Source organism: Mammaliicoccus sp. A-M4 (assembly GCF_022386955.1).
GTDB classification, from domain to species: Bacteria; Bacillota; Bacilli; order Staphylococcales; family Staphylococcaceae; genus Mammaliicoccus; species Mammaliicoccus lentus.
In genome coordinates, this window is the sequence record NZ_JAJNHH010000002.1 from 331,829 (window position 1) to 350,649 (window position 18,821).

The following is an 18,821-nucleotide window of genomic DNA, read 5'->3' on the forward strand; positions in this document are numbered from 1 at the left end:
ATATTAGTAACTTGAAATAAGACTATTTAATTATAAATAGTCTTATTTATTATATATTCTCCTGATTTTTAATGACAGCGCTTACAAAAAAATATATAATAAAAATAGGAAAGAATAGGATTGAATATTTATAAAATATTGTGTATAGTTAATCTTGCGTAAAGGAGCATACATATGAAAGAAACAAGTGTTTTAGTTGGTAGATTAAAATTTATAATATTATCGTTACTAGGAATTTATTTATTTTTAATACCTGTCTCAGTAACAGATGAGGACGGGAAGACTTCAACAAGTCTGCCAGTAGCGTTTTTAGCTAATAAAACTTTAGAGTTTTTAGGCAATTCATCAGGATTAATTATCATGTTATTAATATCAGTATCTGCGATATTAACGATTATTTATTCTACAGTATTCAAGACTTCTACAAAACGTACTATCACGAATGAACTTTTTAATGTTAATTGGATTTGGGTAGTTATTAGAATTTTAGGAGCACTGTTTGCAATCTCGGTATATTTTAATGTCGGTCCCGGGGTTGTGCTTAATGAAAATACTGGGGTAATGGTTTATAACGACTTATTACCAACATTATTAGCGGTATTTTTCTTTGCTGGATTGTTTCTACCATTATTAATGGATTTTGGTTTATTAGAATTTCTAGGCCCAATGTTTGCGCCAGTTATGAGACCATTATTTAAATTACCAGGTAGATCAACAGTTGATAATTTAGCTTCATTTATTGGAGATGGAACAGTAGGGGTTATGATTACGAGTCAACAATATGAACAAGGATTTTATACAAGACGTGAAGCGACAGTTATTGCAACAACATTTTCAGTTGTGTCAATTACATTTGCTATTGTTATTGCTCAAACGATAGGGCTTGTAGACCACTTCTTTAAATTCTATTTATCTGTAATTATAGCTTGTGTTGTAGCCGCATTTATTATGCCAAGAATATGGCCACTTAAACAAATACCGGATCAATATTCAAATGGTAGTACTGAAAAATTAAATGAAATGATTCCTAAGACACACAATCCATTAACATGGGGGTTTCAACAAGCCACTGATAAAGCAGTTGTGTCTCCAGGATTAAAACAATTTTTCATTAATGGTATAAAAACTGTATTAGATATGTGGTTGGCTGTATTGCCAGTCGTTATGGCTATCGGTACATTGGCTACAATTGTAGCAGAATATACACCGTTATTTAGTATATTAGGTGCACCGTTTGTACCATTATTAGAATTAATGCAAATACCTTATGCACATGAAGCTTCAGAAACATTATTAATAGGGTTTGCTGATATGTTCTTACCATCATTATTAATTAGTGATGTGCCTAGTGATATGACAAGATTCATCGTCGGAGCATTGAGCATCTCGCAATTAATCTACTTATCAGAAGTAGGGGGCGTTATTTTAGGATCTAAAATACCAGTCAGTTTAGGTAAGTTATTTATGATTTATATTATACGTACAATCATTGCATTACCTATTATTGTTATCATGGCTCATATATTCTTTTAATTAAAAGAAAGTGCTGAGAAATCTCATTTTGGTAAAAAGATTTTGTATGCCCACCTCAGCAAGGATGCCTATATAAATAAAAAGTCCGAGACATTTATAAATGTCTCGGACTTTTTATTATGAATGCTTATGCTTTATTGTGCATATAAGTCTAATTATTTTTATTTAGGGTCTAGTGATGTTTCAACTTTAGCAATTGCGAGTTCAGAACCTAGCATTGGTGAATCGCTTTGTTCATTCTCGGATTTATCATCTTCAGATTTATCATCACGATTATGTGCTTGTTTAAAAGCATCACTTGTTTTCCAAGCTTCGAAGTCTTCTAAAGTTTCCCACCACATATTTACATGTAATAAATCATGTTCTTCTATATCTTGCATATTCCAAGTTTCAACTTTAATGAAACCTTTCATTTCTTGTAATGCGCCACCTTTAGTAAACATTGGTGCTAATTTTTCTGCATAGCCTTTTTTCATTTTAATTCTATTCGTTACAACATACATCTAAATCACTCCTATTGTTTTGGTGTTGGGTTTGTAGCCCAAATTTGTGCTGTTTTCATGAAAGTTCTAGGTTGAAGTTTTAACTGAGATACAACGACATCTGCCACGTCATCTGCATGTGTCATCGTTTCTTCTTGTAATTTAGGTTCTCCAATTAAATCTGTGAGAACAGCTGAAGGTGTTAAATAAGAAACTCTAATATTATGTTTTCTCATTTCTTGCATAATTCCTTCAGTCATTCCAATGACTGCATATTTTGTAGCAGCGTAAATACTGCTTGTAGCATTAGCTTTAAGTCCTGACATTGAAGCGATATTTATAACATCTCCGCTTTTTTGTTTAACTAAATAAGGGAGAGATTCTTGTAGTACATAGTATATTCCTTTGACGTTAGTATCAAAAAGTTGGTCAAACTCTTCTTCATCTACTTCTAAAAAAGGATTGTTTTTCATAACGCCTGCATTATTAATAACAATATCGATAGAACCGAGTGCATGGTGAGCATCTTCTATAAATTTTTGTACATCATTTTTGCGAGCAATATTAGCGTCTTTATAAAATATATTTACATCAAATTCTTTTAGTTCATCAGCAGTTTCTTTTAGAGTATCAAGATTCCTACTTGTGATTGCAATATTAACACCTTCACGTGCTAAAGCAATTGCGATAGATTTACCGATTCCTCTAGAACCGCCTGTGATAATGGCGTTTAAGCCTGATAAACTTCTTAACATAATTGGCATCACTCCTTAACTCTATGTTAGCACGCTATGAAAAAGTAGCATAATATTTTAACTACTTAAAAAGGAGAGATACAGAATTTTTATTTAAAAAGATTTCGTCGCACCTCCCCAGTCATCTACTGCTATTACAATAAATTAGGCTGAGACAAAAATATGTCTCAGCCTGTTTATTATTTCTAAGTATTATTTAGTTAATTCGTTATAAATTTTCTTATCGGCATGTGTATATATAATGTATTCTTTATCGTCTGTATTAATAATGACACGATTTGTTTTACCAAAAGTTGAACCAATTCTTACAACGTGATCTTGGTCTTCATTAGACAATGCATGAATGTCTTGATCTTCCTTAACCTCTTTGATTTCGTCATTTGGAATAGTAATGTCAGCTACTCTCCAGTGAATATGAACTTGATTATTATCCTTTGATACTCTCATTGCCATATCTAACACATCCTTTTGTTTGATAGCTATATCATAACGTATTATGAATTCGTTTTCAATAGTAAACAGTAAAAATGTGTTACCTTTTTAAAACAATGTGTCATACTAATAAAATAAGTATTTTTATGCAATATACTGTATAACTATTTACATTGTGCAAAAAGTATTATATGATGTTATTTATAAATAAAAAGGAGTTGGTTTCATTGGGACGAAGTTATCAAAGTTAAAAGATTTATATCAGACAAGTTTTTTAAAAGAGGTTGATTTTTCTAAAGATGAGTTAGAACAACTTATTGAATTAGCTGAAGAACTAAAATTCAAGGAGAAACATCACATACCTCAACGTTTTTTAAATGGTAAACATATTGCTTTATTGTTTGAAAAACAATCAACTCGTACACGCGCAGCATTTACTGTAGCAGCTACTAAAATGGGGGCACATGTATCTTATCTCGGTAAAGAAGATTTACAACTTGGCAGAAAGGAATCAATTGAAGATACTGCAATTGTATTAGGGTCTATGTTTGATGGGATAGCCTTTAGAGGTTTTGAACAACATACTGTTGAAGATTTAGCTAAATTTTCTAACGTACCAGTTTGGAACGGTTTAACAAATGAATGGCATCCTACTCAAATGTTAGCTGATTTCTTAACTATCAAAGAATATTTTGGTACTTATGAGAATAAGACAGTTACGTTTGTAGGCGATGGGCGTAATAATGTTGCTCATTCACTATTAGTTACAAGTGCAATATTAGGCGTTAATATTCATATCGTAGCGCCGCTAGAATTACAACCAGAAGAAAGCGTACAACAACAAGCGATAGAATTAAGTGAGTTATCTGGAAGTGAAATATTGATAACAGATAACATTCAAGAGGGGGTATATGGCAGTGATGTAATTTATACAGATGTATGGTGTTCGATGGGTGAAGAAAATCAATTAGAAGCTCGTTATGAATTGTTAAAAGATTACCAAGTAAACCAACGATTAATTAATTTAACAGAACAGCCAAATACTTTATTTTTACATTGTCTACCTGCTATACATGACTTAAACACAGAAATGGGCGAACTTTGTTTTAATAAATTTGGTGTAACAAATATGGAAGTAACTGACGATGTATTCAGATCAAGTTATTCAAGAGTATTTGAACAAGCCGAAAATAGAATGCATACTATAAAAGCTCTCTTAGCAGCAACATGTGGAGAATTGTATTAATAATTAAGTTTAAATAATCGATAGTATGATTAAATAAAAAATCGTTTCGCTATTTCTAACGAAACGATTTTTCTATTTGTTTTTTATTAGTTTTCTTCTGTTTTTCTTCATTTCCATGTATTTCGAGTAACTATATATGATGATACTAATCCATATAAAAATGAAAGTAATAAATTGGTTAATATCAAAATGTTCATTTAAAAGGAATATACCTAAGAAGAACATAATGGTCGGTGCAATATATTGTAAAAATCCTGTTAAAGATAATGGGATTTTTCTTGCGCCAGCACTAAACAGTACAAGTGGAGTAGCTGTTACTACACCAGCTAATAATAACCAAGCGCTAGAAGTATTCATACCAAATGTAATATTATTCGTTTCAGATAAATAATAGATATAAATCAATGCAGCAGGTAAAGTTACAATACATTCTATTGTAATACTACTGAAAGCATCAATATCTACTACTTTTTTAATTAATCCATATAGCGCAAATGAGACAGCTAACAAGATGGATACTGTTGGAAATTCTCCAACTTGAAACGTCATAAATAGTACACCTATGAAAGCAAGTATAATCGCAATCCATTGTGCAATAGAAAATCGTTCGCCTAAAAATATAAAAGCAAATAATATACTGACTAATGGATTTATATAATAACCTAAACTAGCTTGTAGCACATGATGGTTATTAACAGCCCATATAAACGTACCCCAATTTAATGTAATAATATATCCGGCTGCTATGATAGCGATTAGCATTTTTTTGTTTTTGAATAACTTTGTTGTCGCATTTTTAAACATATTTAACTGTCTGGTTACTGTCAATAGTATAAGCATAAATACTACTGACCAAAGAACGCGGTGTGCAAGTATTTCAAATGGACCAATCTCGTCAACGAGATTCCAATATAAAGGCAGCACACCCCATATAGTATAGGCTAACCCAGCTAATAGTATGCCTTTTTTATTTTCTGACATAAATTAAGACTCACAATGTGACTGAACTACTTCAGCTTGGTCGTGATAAATGTTCGATGCAATATTAGCTAAAAGTCTAGCTGTGCGATTATCTATATCGAATCTAGGTGATAATTCTGCTATGCTTATACTCGTACTTTTATTTGAATTCGTAACTAATTGTAGAATAGTTTGTACAATTTGAGGTTGTAATCCCATAATGCAAGGGGCGCTTACAGCAGGGGCATAACTTACATCAATTGAATCTGTACACAATGTAATCATAATTTCATCATATTCTTCTATGAAAGAGCTTATAGAAGTGATTGTCTCAATTGAAAGATGACTTCTTAATTCGTCTTCAAGAATATATCGAACGCCGTATTCATCAGCTCTTTCAAAAAGAGCTTTTGTATTACCATTTTTCTGAATGCCTAGAACAAAGTAGCCTACTTGATCATCTTGGTCCAATATTTGTTTAAACATTGTTCCTGAAGATGGTTGTTTATCATAATCTCTCATATCAAAATGAGCATCAATATTTATTATGCCTATTTTTTTGTCCTTATTTGCTTTTCTAACACCTAAATAGTGACCATATAGGATTTCGTGACCACCGCCTACAAGTACAGTGTAATGGTTATATGGAAGAATTTGAGATAATTTGTCTCCAAGTTCAGCTTGAGCTTCCTCGAGTTTAGTTTTATGACAAACGACATTACCGTAATCTGTTAAGTGTAAATATTCGTTATGAATAGGCAAGGGACTTAATGCTTTTCTAAAATGTTTCGGTCCATCGACCGCTCCTGTTCTTCCATTATTACGAGCGACACCTTCGTCACATTCAAAACCAATGAGAGCCATATTAATTTGATCGTCAAACTCTTTTATTGGTTCAATTGCTTCTTGCTCTAAGTTAACTGTGTCTATAATTTGATGATATCTAAAAGCAGAACGTAAAGTTTCGCTATCTGTTCTACCAGTCCATTCATCTTTGTTGACAGCTTTATACATAACAAATACCTCCTTGGGATGATACAATTATTTTTACTAATATTAGTTTATCATGTATGATATTCTTATGTTTTAATTAATGCTCAATTATTTTATAAGAAAGAAGTGTCTTTTATGAGTAGCAAGGAAAATAAAGCAAAAAGGCCCAGGAGTGATTCTATGAAATGGATATATGGTCTCTTAGCAGTTTGCTTAATGTTTCTAGTAGCATGTGATAATGAAACTTCTACGAATACAAATAAATCAAACCAAGACGAAAAAACTTCAGAAACGAACGCAAATAAGAAAAAAACAACGGAAGAAAAGACGACTGAGAAAAATAGTAGTCAAGAAACAGAAACGAACGAAAATACAAATCAGAATAATAATGAAGCTATTAATAACGAAAATGGATCATCGGAAGAAATTCCGATTGAAGAAAATGTTAATGGTGTTAAACCGAATCGTAATTCAGGGGAAAGTGAATTTGATACTGAGACTTATTCAAAAGCAAGAAATTGTTTATTGAATCAAGGTGATTCTCAAGCGGAGTGTGATGAAGTTGAAAACACAATTGAATTTACTCGAGCTTGGCAAAATTTAAGTCATGATGGGTATTTATGTAATGATGAGGGCTGTCAATTACCTGAAGAAAATCAGGACACTAATGAAAACAATCAACAACAGTCTCCTAACGAACAGAGTAATCAATCGAGAGATAATACTCCAAGTCAGGAAACACCTTCTTCAGAAGATGACTCTAATAAACAATCTCATGAAGATTTGAATAGACAAAACAGCAATAATGACTCAGAGCAAGAACCCAAACAGTCTAATCTGCAAAATAATCAACAAAATGAAAATAAAGCAGCAAGTTAATGATTAACCAAAAAGCGCTCGTCAATTTTGACGAGCGCTTTTTGGTGTGAAATAAGGGGGTTATTTCAACAATGGTATAGGGTTATGTTTAATATGACTTACACTGTTATTGTACCAAGTGTTATATAGAAATCAATGAATATGTGATTTAATTCACATAATTGTCAATAAATCTTTTCTACCGTGATTTAAATCACAACAAAGTCACAAAGTGTTCGTATACTTGTTCGCTTTATTATGTTAAAATTAATAAAGAAATTTATAGAAACGAGGAAAACTAATATGACGGGAAAAACACATCTAGCTTGCGGTATATTCATCGGGTCATCATTAAGTATTTATTATGGAGAGGATATCTTTACGTCTTTTACAATTGTCAGTTTATGTGGAGTGGCTAGTTTAGTACCAGATATTTGTCATTTTAAAAGCAATATAGGTAGAAAGCTTTTTCCTTTAAGTTTAATTATACGCACAATTTTTGGACATAGGACTTTTACACATTCATTACTATTTCTATTTTTAATATTTTGGGGGTTAAAGGCAATTGAAGCTCCTGAGCCATATTTAGTATCTATTATAATGGGGATGCTATCACATATTATTTTAGATATGCTTACACCTAGAGGCGTAAAATTATTCTATCCAATTAATATATCTGTAAAAATGCCCTTTGTATTTAGGACAGGCGGAGTAGTTGATTTAAGTCTTTCAACAGCATTTACCGCTATTACAGTGGTATTATGGTGGAAAGATATTTATAGATTATTTTTATAAAAATAGATATTTAAAAGTGAAGGGAGTGGGGTGGAAATCTCCTTTTAGTAAAAATATTTCATAGTCACCCTTCCCTATATTAAAGAAACAGTCCGAGACATTTATATATGCTTCGGACTGTTTTATAATACTTATGTTATTTACTGAATTTGTCTTTAAGATCTTTACCTTTGTCTTTGGCAAAATCTTTACCTTTTTCAGTATACTCGTCTTTGTTTTTGTCTACCTGCTCTTTACCTTTGTCAACTGCTTGATCTTTTGCGTCGTTAAATTTGTCTCCTAAACTCATAATAAAATCCTCCTTGACCTATTAGATATAGGATTATTTGTGTTATAGAATCTACACATTATATATCATACCCACATTTTACTTCTGTAATCATTTAAATTTTAATTATTTTATGATATTTTTAGACAAATCATTCTAAAGTCGTATAATGATAATGAGTCAAATTTTGGAGGTATTATAAATGCTAGATGAAACAATCTTAAAGCAACACGGGCAAGGTCACATTTTAGAATATTGTAAAATGATGAGCCAAAGCGAAAAAGAACAGCTACACATAGATATGGACAGAATAGATCTAGATGAAGTAGATAAATTATATGAAAATGTTTATGTAAATAGAAAAATGATTGAAATAGCAGATGATGTAGAACAAATTAATTATGACATTAAAGAAAACTTACCTGAAGAGAAATTAGCAGAGTACCGCTCATTAGGTTTAAGTGCAATTAAAGAAGGTAAATTTGCAGTTTTACTTATGGCTGGTGGCCAAGGTACGCGTTTAGGTCATAAAGCACCTAAGGGCACTTTCTCATTTAATGATAAAAGTTTATTTGAAAGACAAGCAGAACAGTTAAATAAATTATTCGAAGAAACTGGAACACCTATTCATTGGTACATCATGACGAGTGATATTAATCATAAAGATACACTATCTTTCTTTTTAGAAAATAATTATTTTGGTTATGATGAATCTTATATCCACTTTTTCAAACAAGACCATGTTGTAGCCCTATCAACAGAGGGGGAACTTGTATTAGATAAAGATAAACATATTATGCGTACCCCGAATGGAAACGGTGGCGTTTTTAAATCATTAGAAAAAGCTAATTTATTAAATGAAATGAAAGACAATGGTGTAGAATATTTATTCTTAAATAATATTGATAATGTGCTAGTTAAAGTATTAGATCCAGAATTTGCCGGTTTTATAAAAGAAAAGGATTGCGACATTACAACTAAATCAGTACAAGCATATCCAGACGAAAAAGTAGGTCGTATAGTATCTATTGATGATAAAAAACAAGTCCTTGAGTATTCAGAATTACCTGAAGGTGAGGTTAATAAATTAGAAAACGCTAATATTGGAATTCATGCCTTTAAATTAGATTTCTTAATTGAAGCGGCTTCTAAACCACTTCCTTATCACTTAGCGATTAAAAACCTTAAGCAAATAGATGAAGATTTTAGTGTAATAGAAAAAGAAACTTTAAAATTCGAATTATTTTATTTTGATATTTTCCAATATGCAAATTCATTTGCTACACTACAAGTAGATAGAAAAGAAGAATTTAGTCCATTAAAAAATAAAGAAGGAAAAGATAGTATAGAAACAGCACAACAAGATCTAGAAGCAAATCAATTATTGTAAAAGAGGTAAGTGAATGGAACAGTCTAGTAATGCAAAATCTCATCACAAAAAAGAAGGAAAAGTGAAAGAGGCCTTTAAAGATATTATGCCTCTTTCCTTTGGAGAAGAAGTGGGAAATGCAGTATCACATGGAGTACCAGCTTTTATATTGTTATTCTTTTTACCATATGCAGCAGTTGCAAGTTATATACAAGATGGTGCACTAAAATCAACAAGTGTGTCTATTTATATTATTAGTATCATGCTTATGTTCTTATCATCAGCAGTTTATCATTCTATGTCTACTTCGTCTCCGCAGAAATATATTATGCGAATTATAGATCATAGTATGATTTACATTGCAATATGTGGAACATATACACCTATCGCATTGTCTCTAGTAGGCGGATGGTTAGGTTGGGTCATAATGGGTGTCCAATGGGGAATAACAATATGGGGCATAGTTTATAAATCTACTGCTAAAAATGTTAATCATAAATTGAGTTTATCAATGTATTTAATAATGGGATGGATGGGTGTTCTTATGCTACCGTCTATTATTAATAAAACATCTCTTCTATTTATGTTATTTATACTTTTCGGTGGTATTAGTTACACAATTGGTGCATGGTTCTATGCACAAAAAGATAAAAAGTATTTCCATATGATTTGGCATTTCTTTATATTGATTGCATCCATATTTCATTTCATTGCAATAATGTACTTTATGTAGGAGGTAAGTCATGAATTACCGTTTGTATTATATTGTTTTGACAATTATTATAATGATTCAATGCTATTTCTTTTATTACTTTGTATTTAGTGATGGTAGAGCAAGCGGTTTACAATTCATGGGTGTCATTTCCCTTATATTTGGTCTTTGTTTACTTTATGTCATGATTTTATTGATCAAACATCAAAAAAGAAATAACCAACAAAAATTTAATGAACATATAAAAACCGATGAAGATAGACGATTAAAATAAAATATAAAATATTAATGAAAAGGTCTGAGACATAAAAATTGTCTCAGACTCTTTTGTTATATTGGCAGTAGTTGACTGGAAAATGCGCTTATATTAAATTTTTCAAACCTAGTCATCCTTGCCGGAGCGGGACTACGGAATCTTTTTAAAAAATAAGGATTCTGTCCTGCTCTCCTTTCTTATTTTTCATTAACTTTTTAAAAAATGGGTAAAACATATATATAAGCTATTTTTGAAATAGAAGGGGGCTTTAAAGATGACAAAAGAAAGAAAATATGAAGCGTTCCATCGAGAGGTACTTAATGAAAATGAAGAAAAACAAGGCGAGCAAGTAGAAGAAAGATTTGGTCACGAGAATATCGATCAGGCGGATGATAAATATGTAGATATGTCTCAAGATGAAATTCAAAGCAAAAATGAGATAGAAAATGACTTGTTTAAACAACTGGATGAAATTGTTGATAATGGAGCTACTTTAGAAAGACAGCAAAAAGCAACAGAATTACACAAAGAATGGTTAACATATAGCTGGCCGACTTATACAGAAGAAAGACATCTTGAAATGGTGGAGATGTATGATGAAGATGCAAGATTTAGAGAGTATTTCGGGGAAGAAAGATCAAGAGTGCTTATCACAGCTGTTAGGCATGTACTAGAAAATTAAACAAATTTAAACCAATTAATAAACTTGATTACTTGGTGTTCAGCTTTTAAAAAGCTTTTAACTATGCTGAACGCCAAGAATGATTGTTATTTTAATTGGTTTTATTATTTTTATCGTTGTATTTTTTTTGGTTTAATATGTAGAATTAGCGTAAGAGCAATTTTACAAGGAGATGGATATGATGAAAAAGCTTTTCAAAAATGGCACAATCTATACAATGATAAATCCTGATGATACATATAAAGGCGTAATTGTTAATCAGAACAAGGTTCAAAAAGTTTTGGACCAAGATGATTTAAATCGAATAAATGAAAAAGAATACGAAGTTATTGATTTAAAAGGCGAAACAATGTTTCCAGGGTTTGTGGAAACGCATATCCATGTGATGGGAACTGGTGTATGGTTGTCTTCCGTAATTTTAAATGGAGAAACGAATATTGAAGAAATTAAAAATAAAATCAAATTAAAAGCTGAAAAATTATCTGAAGGTGAATGGCTTGTTGCTGAAGGCTATGATGAAAATTTACTTGATGGTATACGTTTGAATAAACATGATTTAGATGAACTATGTCAAGACAATCCTGTTATCGTAAAACGTGTATGTAGACATGCTGCTTTTGTTAATTCTAAAGCTTTAGAATTATTAAATATTGATCATCATATTCAAAATCCTGAAGGTGGATCATATGAAAAAGTAAACGGCGAGTTAACAGGGTGGATATACGATACTGCAATGGAACCTTTTGAAGAACTTTCCATGACTGAAGATGAAAAATCTTTAACTAGACATTTAACAAATGCTGTTGATTATTTATATCAATTTGGCGTGACTGGCGCACATACTGAAGATTTAGGTTATTATAATGATTATAAAGATGTATTAAACGCATATAAAACAGTTATAGGAGATAAACAACATCAAAAACCATTTAAAGTTAGACTGTTAAGACATTTTAGTGTGTATGAACAAATGATACAAGATGGTGCTACATTTGTAGAAAATTGGCTAGAGCCAGACGCGATGAAGTTTTACGCTGATGGGGCATTCGGTGGGAGTACAGCATTAATGAAAGAACCTTACTCGAATGATCCGAGCGGGGAAAATTATGGTCTAGCTATTTATACACCGGAAGCTTTAGATGAGAAAGTAAAACTTGCAAGAAAGCATAATGGTGCTATAGCTGTTCACATGATAGGAGATAGGGCTTGCGAAATGGTATTGGATGCGATAGAAAACAATCCAGTTCCAAACGGCTTAAGAGACCGTTTAATCCATATTAGTACGTTAAATGAAGAATTATTAGAACGTGTTTCAAAATTACCTGTTATATGTGACGTTCAACCACAATTTATAACAAGCGATTTTCCATGGGTTGAAGACAAAGTAGGTTCAGAAAGAGCGAGGTATTTATATCCATTTAAATCAATGTTGGAACGTAATATTATAATAGGTGGAGGTTCAGATGCTCCGATAGAAATACCTAATCCAATTTTAGGGATTCATGCTGCTGTTAATAGACAATCATATGGACAAGATGGTGCATATTTTATTGAGGAGGCTTTACCTGTTTTTGATGCAATTGGTCTTTATACAACTCAGGCGAGTAAGATAGCTCAAACTACTGAGAAAACTGGGTTGATTAAAGCAGGTTATGAAGCGGACTTCACAGTATTAAATAAAAATCCATTTGAAATTGATAAAAAAGAATTAGCTACAATTCAGGCAACAAAAACAGTTGTAAATGGGGAAATTGTATATGAAAGAGAGTAAATTATGACTAAAAATAAAGGCATTGTATTAGCGCTTGTATTAATCATGTTTATGAGCGCTATTGAAACATCTATTGTTTCTTTGGCTACACCAACAATGCAAAAAGATTTTGGTATTGGTACAGAAGTAGCATTGATATTTACTGTTTATTTAATGGCAGTTGTATTCATGACGCCAATAGTTGGTGAGTTAGTAAAGAGAATAAATATTAAGTATGTTGTTTTACTAGGTATCTCCACCTTTATTATAGGTAGTATACTTTGTGGACTTACAGAAATAACGCAAAGTTTTACACTTTTAGTTTTTTCTAGAATTATTCAAGGTATGGGAGCAGGTGTGATGATGACACTTGGCCAAGTCGTTCCTAAACTTGCTTTCCCTATACCTAGAAGATATAAAGTGATGGGAATAGTAGGAAGTGTTTGGGGTATTTCTAGTATTGTAGGACCATTACTTGGTGGCGCAATATTAGAATCCTTAAACTGGAGTTTCTTATTCTATATCAATATTCCAATCGCTCTTATTTCAATGTGGCTTGTTATTAAGTATTTTAATTTTGAACAAGATACAATTGAAAAAACGAGATTGGATTATAAAGGCCTAATTGTATTCTATGGAGCTGTTGCTAGTTTCTTGTGTATTGTTTCTGAACAAGTTCCTTCCATAGTAAGAATACTAAGTATTGTTACTTTAATTGTTTTTATATTTTTACTATTTAAAGTTGAGAAGAAAGTTAAAAATCCATTTGTTCCGATAGCATCTATTAATAAGAAAATAATACTCGTATTATTTACAGATTTGATTTATTCAACAATGCTGATGGGATACACTATATTTATGCCTATATACCTACAAAATGAACAAGACTTTACGCCATTGCAAAGTGGACTACTCATTTTCCCTATGTCTGTAGGTTGGCTAATTATTACTTTTGTTTTAGGTAAATTAGATAAGTTGGCTTTGAAATTTATTTATATGTTAGCTTTCTTAGCAATGTTTGTAGGGGCGTTTGCCATCTTAACAGGTGTTGAAATGATTGCTATTATACCTTTTGCTGTATTTGTAATGGGAACTTCATTTGGAACGGTATATACAAAAGATGTCGTAATTGTTCAAGAAGAGTCACCACCTCAACATTTAGGTTCAATGATGTCTATTTATACATTGTTCAAAACAATCGGAAGTACAACAGGTTCATTAATTGTTGCATCTATATTTGCATTAAACGTCCCATTTTTAGTATATGGTATTCAAAATATTATGTTATACATCATGTTAATTGTAGTGATATTAACATTTGTATGGGCGATTATTTTTAAAGAAGTAAAAAGTTAGATTTAATTTGTATGTAAACATATTTAAAAGGAGTAGCGCTTTATGAGAAGAAAAAACAAACGCTTTGATATTTTTCATTTGCTAGCGATACTAGCTATCGTAGGTATATTTACTATATCTGGTGCTATATTTATCGTGCTACTTTCCTTTGGTATGTTTGGATTAAGCAGAATACTTATATATTATGGTTTAGCAGAGTTTAACTATAATAAAAGCATGATTGACAATTTAATTTATTACGGCAGTTATATACTATTCGGATATTTCACTTTAGTAGCCATTGAATTGTTGCTAGATAGGTTTAAAACCAAATTAAATGATAACCCTTATTTTAAAGGTATGACATTTCACTTATTAACGATATCGGTGAGCACCGTTATGTTTTATTTTTGCGTTCATATTTACTATTCTCAAATTAAAATTGATTTTTGGGTGATTTTGATCATAATCACGATTCTGTACATCTGTACTGAAATATTCTATCCAGAAAGTAAAAATTTAAATAAATAGAACGTTTATTTTGATTTCCGAAATAAATTAGTGCATAATAGCTAAGGTATATTTAGAAGGAGATGAAACCATGGACGTTCAGGATATTTCAAAAGGTAAAAGAAATTTAGTTGTCGCTGTCATGTTAGTCAGTGCTTTCGTGGCTATTTTAAACCAAACTTTATTAAACACAGCGATACCTGAAATCATGGTGCATTTAAATATTGATGCTAACCAAGGGCAATGGTTAATGACAGGATTCATGCTAGTCAATGGTGTTATGATACCTGCCACTGCATTTTTAATGGACAAATTTAATACGAGACCGCTTTATTTAATGGCGATGCTATCGTTTACGGTAGGTACGGTAGTTGCTGCTTTAGCACCTACTTTTAGTGTTTTAATGTTAGCAAGAGTACTTCAAGCGATGGGCGCAGGCGTTATGATGCCACTTATGCAATTCGTACTATTTAATTTATTCCCTAAAGAAAAACGTGGTTTTGCAATGGGTATGGCAGGTCTTGTTATTTCATTCGCACCTGCAATAGGACCAACTTTATCAGGTTACTTAGTTGATAATTTTAGTTGGAGAAGTCCGTTTTATTCAATCATTCCATTTGCAGTAGTAGCATTGAGTTTTGGAGCGAAATATTTAACTAATATTTCTAAACCAAAAGATGTTCATTTAGATGTACCATCAATTATATTATCAACAGTAGGGTTTGGTGCCCTCTTATATGGATTTAGTAGTGCAGGATCGATGGGCTTTTCATCACTAACTGTTATTGTTTCATTAATAATAGGTATAGTGACAATCGTAATATTCCTAACAAGACAATTAAAATTAACAAATCCATTATTAAATATCAGAGTGTTTAAATATAAAACATTCGCTTTAACTACAGTTATTAGTGTATTTACTATGATATCTTTAATAGGACCATCTTTATTAATGCCAATGTATATGCAAGATGCTAGAGGATATTCAGCGCTCATTTCCGGTTTATTATTATTACCTGGGGCAATTATTACTGGTGTAATGTCACTTGTAACAGGTAGATTATTCGATAAATATGGTACTAAATGGTTAGCGATAACAGGTTTTACAATTATAACGATTACAACGTTTATGCTGGCATTTATGAGTACAGACACTTCATTAGTATATTTAATTGTAGTATATACTATTAGAATGTTCGGCGTATCGATGATAATGATGCCTGTAAATACAGCTGGTTTAAATGCAATACCAAACGACTTATTATCACATGGTACTGCTATGATGAATACATTACGTACAATTTCTGGTTCGATCGGTACAGGTATATTAGTAACAATCATGTCAATTGGTGCTAAAAACTTTAACCCATCAAAAGAACAATTTGAAGCGGCAAGTGCAGGAAATAAAGCTGAGATATTGCAATCTCAAGCAATGATACACGGTATTAATACTGCATTCCTAGTATTAACTGTAATTGTATTTTTTGGTATAGTACTTTCTATGTTTATAAAAACAGAGAACAAACACCAAAATACAAGAATTCCAAATCATTCAAATTAAATTTAAAAGAAGCAGGCTGAGACATTTAATTAATGTCTCGCCTGCTTTTTTTGAACAATAAACTAACAATTAATCTATATTTTTTGTTACACTGAATATGATACGAATAGATTAACAAGAAGAAGGGAAGTAGTAGCATTGTTATCTGTAGAACAGGTTAAAGAATTAGTTGGGGAGTTACACGACCCGATAGTAGATGTACCAATTAAAGAAACTGGTGGAATTGTAGAAGTTAGCGTTAAAGAAGAAAAAGAACACATTAGTGTTAAAATAGCGATTGCCAAGATGGGTGGACAACCGCAACTTGATTTACAAATGGAAATTGTAGACCTATTAAAAGACAACGGTGCTAAAACTGTTGGAATACGTTTCGATGAATTATCTGAAGAAACATTAGAAAAATTCAAAGGAATAATGGAAGAACAAACAATAGAAGGATTATTATCTAAAGATAATCCGGTTGAATTTATAGCAGTAGCTTCTGGTAAAGGTGGAGTTGGTAAATCAACTATTGCCGTAAACTTAGCAGTATCATTAGCAAGACAAGGAAAAAAAGTTGGTCTTGTAGACGCAGACATTTATGGTTTTAGTGTACCTGATATGATGGGTATTCAGGAAAAACCTGAAGTAGAAGGGGAGCATATCATACCTGTAGAAAGAGAAGGCGTTAAAGTTATTTCTATGGCTTTCTTTGTTGAAGAAAACGCACCTGTAATTTGGAGAGGTCCAATGCTAGGTAAAATGATTACTAGTTTCTTCACAGAAGTTAAATGGGGAGAATTAGATTATTTAATCTTAGATTTACCTCCAGGCACAGGCGATGTGGCACTCGACGTGCATACGATGTTACCTTCTAGTAAGGAAATAATAGTGACAACACCTCATCCAACCGCAGCATTTGTTGCAGCAAGAGCTGGAGCTATGGCTAAACATACCGAACATACAATACTAGGTGTCATAGAAAATATGTCATATTTCCAAAGTAAAGAAACTGGAAATAAGGAATATGTGTTTGGTAAAGGTGGCGGTGCTAAATTAGCACAAGAGTTACAAACGCCATTATTAGGAGAATTACCGTTGAGTCAACCAGAATGGAATGAAGAGAATTTCTCTCCTTCTATTTATGGTTCTCATGAACCACTAGGCAAAATTTATGATCAAATAGCTGAAAATGTTATTGATATTACAACGGAATCATAATACGGAGGTAAGTTAGTGACTCTTAAATATTTAATACAATTTTATAGGAATACTCTGTTAATCGGTGTAATTGTTACATATATATCTTCATTGATATTTGGATATGATAAAGTAACTAAATATTTAGTCGCTGGAGAAGTTGGCGAATTTGTAGCAGCATCGATATGGTTTGTTGTTGTAGGCTTACTGGTTGCAACAATAAGTCAGCTAGCATATTTTATTTATTTGTTTATCAATCAGTTAGGTATAGGTATATTTGGTAAGATATGGCCACATGTACAAATCGTTGTAACTGTATTTGCGATTTTTGACCTCGTTTATTTTAGATTTTTAAGATTTGGTGGCACGGATCAAATTATTTCATTCATATGGTTACCTATTGTTGTAATTATTTTTGCAATTATTACAAGTAATATCAAAAATAAACAATCTAAAAAGAATTTATGGATTCCTTCTATGTTCTTTATGATAGTTATGACAACTGTAGAATTAATCCCATTTTTAAGAGTTGAGGATACTAGTTGGATTTATTTAACGATATTTGGACTTTTATTATGTAATTCATATCAATTAATAATGTTACCCAAATATAATGAACTATCTTTGGAAGAAAGAAAAAAGAAAGAAAAAATTAAAGGTACAAGTAGCAAAAAGATGAAATAGAGAAGAAAAACACAAATTTATGGATGATTTACAATCCGAATTTGTGTTTTTTAATTTCTTGTAAAAATTTTAAGGAATATCGTTGACTTTTTATTGGCCACTTGATATTATATAAAAGTCGCCGAAAACGACAGGCGAAACACACAAAACAATAAATAAAGTTTTTATTGAAAGTGTAAAATTGACTCTTGTTAAGACGTTGTAAATGCGATATATTTATAAACGTGTTAAAAAATAGTTAAGAAAAATAAGTTGAAAACAATCTTTGTTTTTAGTACAATATTGTTTGAACATTTATTTAAATGAACATTGAAAACTGAATGACAATATGTCAACGTTAATTCCAATAATTGAGTACTGAAAGTACTTCAAAGAGTGATTGGCTTAACCAATCAACAAGAGCTAATCAAGCTTACTTCTTTTATGGAGAGTTTGATCCTGGCTCAGGATGAACGCTGGCG

At 31.5% G+C, this 18,821-nt stretch carries 20 protein-coding genes; 14 read left to right on the plus strand and 6 right to left on the minus strand.

Annotation, left to right across the window (positions count from 1 at the left end):
• Positions 1–174: 174 nt before the first annotated feature.
• Positions 175–1,533, plus strand: coding sequence for a YjiH family protein (locus LQ682_RS03535; protein ID WP_218729449.1), 1,359 nt, complete (start codon positions 175–177; stop codon positions 1,531–1,533).
• A gap of 161 nt (positions 1,534–1,694) precedes the next feature.
• Here the strand turns inward: LQ682_RS03535 and LQ682_RS03540 are convergent, their stop codons facing one another.
• The 3 genes from LQ682_RS03540 to LQ682_RS03550 all read right to left on the minus strand — a co-directional run bounded on the left by LQ682_RS03540 (position 1,695) and on the right by LQ682_RS03550 (position 3,223).
• Positions 1,695–2,036, minus strand: a complete 342-nt coding sequence (locus LQ682_RS03540; protein ID WP_064205193.1) for a heme oxygenase — start codon at positions 2,034–2,036, stop codon at positions 1,695–1,697.
• 11 nt (positions 2,037–2,047) lie between these two features.
• Entirely contained in the window at positions 2,048–2,770 is a 723-nt protein-coding gene (locus LQ682_RS03545; protein ID WP_218729448.1) for an SDR family NAD(P)-dependent oxidoreductase, read from the minus strand.
• Between the two features lie 192 nt (positions 2,771–2,962).
• On the minus strand, positions 2,963–3,223 hold the full coding sequence (locus tag LQ682_RS03550; protein ID WP_064211662.1) for a SunI/YnzG family protein: 261 nt from the start codon (positions 3,221–3,223) through the stop codon (positions 2,963–2,965).
• Positions 3,224–3,428: 205 nt separating this feature from the next.
• Between LQ682_RS03550 and argF the strand changes: the two genes are divergently transcribed.
• A complete protein-coding gene (gene argF, locus LQ682_RS03555; RefSeq protein ID WP_239723877.1) occupies positions 3,429–4,448 on the plus strand; it encodes an ornithine carbamoyltransferase in 1,020 nt (339 codons plus the stop codon).
• Positions 4,449–4,520: 72 nt separating this feature from the next.
• Here argF and rarD read toward each other — a convergent pair whose 3' ends face one another.
• Entirely contained in the window at positions 4,521–5,429 is a 909-nt protein-coding gene (rarD, locus tag LQ682_RS03560; RefSeq protein ID WP_016998972.1) for an EamA family transporter RarD, read from the minus strand.
• A 3-nt stretch (positions 5,430–5,432) separates the two neighbouring features.
• Complete coding sequence (hutG, locus tag LQ682_RS03565) at positions 5,433–6,422, minus strand: formimidoylglutamase (RefSeq protein ID WP_218729447.1); 990 nt, start codon at positions 6,420–6,422, stop codon at positions 5,433–5,435.
• 159 nt (positions 6,423–6,581) lie between these two features.
• On the opposite strand from hutG, the gene LQ682_RS03570 reads away from it, so the two are divergent.
• Together LQ682_RS03570 and LQ682_RS03575 are read left to right on the plus strand one after the other, a co-directional pair.
• Positions 6,582–7,280, plus strand: a complete 699-nt coding sequence (locus LQ682_RS03570; RefSeq protein WP_135032587.1) for a hypothetical protein — start codon at positions 6,582–6,584, stop codon at positions 7,278–7,280.
• A 282-nt stretch (positions 7,281–7,562) separates the two neighbouring features.
• The gene (locus tag LQ682_RS03575) at positions 7,563–8,054 is read left to right on the plus strand and encodes a metal-dependent hydrolase (protein WP_016998975.1); all 492 of its coding nucleotides are present in this window, start codon (positions 7,563–7,565) and stop codon (positions 8,052–8,054) included.
• 136 nt (positions 8,055–8,190) lie between these two features.
• Here the strand turns inward: LQ682_RS03575 and LQ682_RS03580 are convergent, their stop codons facing one another.
• The gene (locus LQ682_RS03580; protein WP_016998976.1) at positions 8,191–8,343 is read right to left on the minus strand and encodes a hypothetical protein; all 153 of its coding nucleotides are present in this window, start codon (positions 8,341–8,343) and stop codon (positions 8,191–8,193) included.
• 181 nt (positions 8,344–8,524) lie between these two features.
• Between LQ682_RS03580 and LQ682_RS03585 the strand changes: the two genes are divergently transcribed.
• From LQ682_RS03585 to LQ682_RS03630, 10 genes are all read left to right on the plus strand, one after another.
• Positions 8,525–9,712 carry a UTP--glucose-1-phosphate uridylyltransferase gene (locus LQ682_RS03585; RefSeq protein WP_016998977.1) on the plus strand — a complete coding sequence of 396 codons (1,188 nt, stop codon included), beginning with the start codon at positions 8,525–8,527 and terminating at the stop codon, positions 9,710–9,712.
• Positions 9,713–9,725: 13 nt separating this feature from the next.
• Complete coding sequence (gene trhA, locus LQ682_RS03590; RefSeq protein ID WP_016998978.1) at positions 9,726–10,424, plus strand: PAQR family membrane homeostasis protein TrhA; 699 nt, start codon at positions 9,726–9,728, stop codon at positions 10,422–10,424.
• A gap of 10 nt (positions 10,425–10,434) precedes the next feature.
• Complete coding sequence (locus tag LQ682_RS03595; RefSeq protein ID WP_103269459.1) at positions 10,435–10,677, plus strand: hypothetical protein; 243 nt, start codon at positions 10,435–10,437, stop codon at positions 10,675–10,677.
• A 256-nt stretch (positions 10,678–10,933) separates the two neighbouring features.
• Positions 10,934–11,341, plus strand: a complete 408-nt coding sequence (locus LQ682_RS03600; RefSeq protein ID WP_016998980.1) for a TipAS antibiotic-recognition domain-containing protein — start codon at positions 10,934–10,936, stop codon at positions 11,339–11,341.
• A gap of 181 nt (positions 11,342–11,522) precedes the next feature.
• Positions 11,523–13,112, plus strand: a complete 1,590-nt coding sequence (locus LQ682_RS03605; RefSeq protein WP_239723870.1) for an amidohydrolase — start codon at positions 11,523–11,525, stop codon at positions 13,110–13,112.
• Between the two features lie 3 nt (positions 13,113–13,115).
• Positions 13,116–14,447 carry a multidrug efflux MFS transporter SdrM gene (sdrM, locus tag LQ682_RS03610; protein ID WP_103269456.1) on the plus strand — a complete coding sequence of 444 codons (1,332 nt, stop codon included), beginning with the start codon at positions 13,116–13,118 and terminating at the stop codon, positions 14,445–14,447.
• A gap of 42 nt (positions 14,448–14,489) precedes the next feature.
• Positions 14,490–14,957, plus strand: coding sequence for a SepA family multidrug efflux transporter (locus tag LQ682_RS03615; RefSeq protein ID WP_016998983.1), 468 nt, complete (start codon positions 14,490–14,492; stop codon positions 14,955–14,957).
• A 70-nt stretch (positions 14,958–15,027) separates the two neighbouring features.
• On the plus strand, positions 15,028–16,497 hold the full coding sequence (locus LQ682_RS03620; RefSeq protein ID WP_239723871.1) for an MDR family MFS transporter: 1,470 nt from the start codon (positions 15,028–15,030) through the stop codon (positions 16,495–16,497).
• A gap of 138 nt (positions 16,498–16,635) precedes the next feature.
• The gene (locus tag LQ682_RS03625; RefSeq protein ID WP_016998985.1) at positions 16,636–17,697 is read left to right on the plus strand and encodes an Mrp/NBP35 family ATP-binding protein; all 1,062 of its coding nucleotides are present in this window, start codon (positions 16,636–16,638) and stop codon (positions 17,695–17,697) included.
• Between the two features lie 15 nt (positions 17,698–17,712).
• Entirely contained in the window at positions 17,713–18,360 is a 648-nt protein-coding gene (locus LQ682_RS03630; RefSeq protein WP_103269454.1) for a KinB-signaling pathway activation protein, read from the plus strand.
• Positions 18,361–18,821: the final 461 nt, after the last annotated feature.

Coding starts and splice junctions, on each gene's coding strand:
- hutG (WP_218729447.1), bottom strand. CDS start 6,422: ATGTATAAAGCTGTCAACAAAGATGAATGGACTGGTAGAACAGATAGC.
- rarD (WP_016998972.1), bottom strand. CDS start 5,429: ATGTCAGAAAATAAAAAAGGCATACTATTAGCTGGGTTAGCCTATACT.
- LQ682_RS03570 (WP_135032587.1), top strand. CDS start 6,582: ATGAAATGGATATATGGTCTCTTAGCAGTTTGCTTAATGTTTCTAGTA.
- LQ682_RS03535 (WP_218729449.1), top strand. CDS start 175: ATGAAAGAAACAAGTGTTTTAGTTGGTAGATTAAAATTTATAATATTA.
- LQ682_RS03580 (WP_016998976.1), bottom strand. CDS start 8,343: ATGAGTTTAGGAGACAAATTTAACGACGCAAAAGATCAAGCAGTTGAC.
- LQ682_RS03620 (WP_239723871.1), top strand. CDS start 15,028: ATGGACGTTCAGGATATTTCAAAAGGTAAAAGAAATTTAGTTGTCGCT.
- LQ682_RS03595 (WP_103269459.1), top strand. CDS start 10,435: ATGAATTACCGTTTGTATTATATTGTTTTGACAATTATTATAATGATT.
- LQ682_RS03600 (WP_016998980.1), top strand. CDS start 10,934: ATGACAAAAGAAAGAAAATATGAAGCGTTCCATCGAGAGGTACTTAAT.
- LQ682_RS03575 (WP_016998975.1), top strand. CDS start 7,563: ATGACGGGAAAAACACATCTAGCTTGCGGTATATTCATCGGGTCATCA.
- sdrM (WP_103269456.1), top strand. CDS start 13,116: ATGACTAAAAATAAAGGCATTGTATTAGCGCTTGTATTAATCATGTTT.
- LQ682_RS03550 (WP_064211662.1), bottom strand. CDS start 3,223: ATGGCAATGAGAGTATCAAAGGATAATAATCAAGTTCATATTCACTGG.
- LQ682_RS03585 (WP_016998977.1), top strand. CDS start 8,525: ATGCTAGATGAAACAATCTTAAAGCAACACGGGCAAGGTCACATTTTA.
- LQ682_RS03605 (WP_239723870.1), top strand. CDS start 11,523: ATGAAAAAGCTTTTCAAAAATGGCACAATCTATACAATGATAAATCCT.
- LQ682_RS03545 (WP_218729448.1), bottom strand. CDS start 2,770: ATGTTAAGAAGTTTATCAGGCTTAAACGCCATTATCACAGGCGGTTCT.
- LQ682_RS03615 (WP_016998983.1), top strand. CDS start 14,490: ATGAGAAGAAAAAACAAACGCTTTGATATTTTTCATTTGCTAGCGATA.
- LQ682_RS03540 (WP_064205193.1), bottom strand. CDS start 2,036: ATGTATGTTGTAACGAATAGAATTAAAATGAAAAAAGGCTATGCAGAA.
- trhA (WP_016998978.1), top strand. CDS start 9,726: ATGGAACAGTCTAGTAATGCAAAATCTCATCACAAAAAAGAAGGAAAA.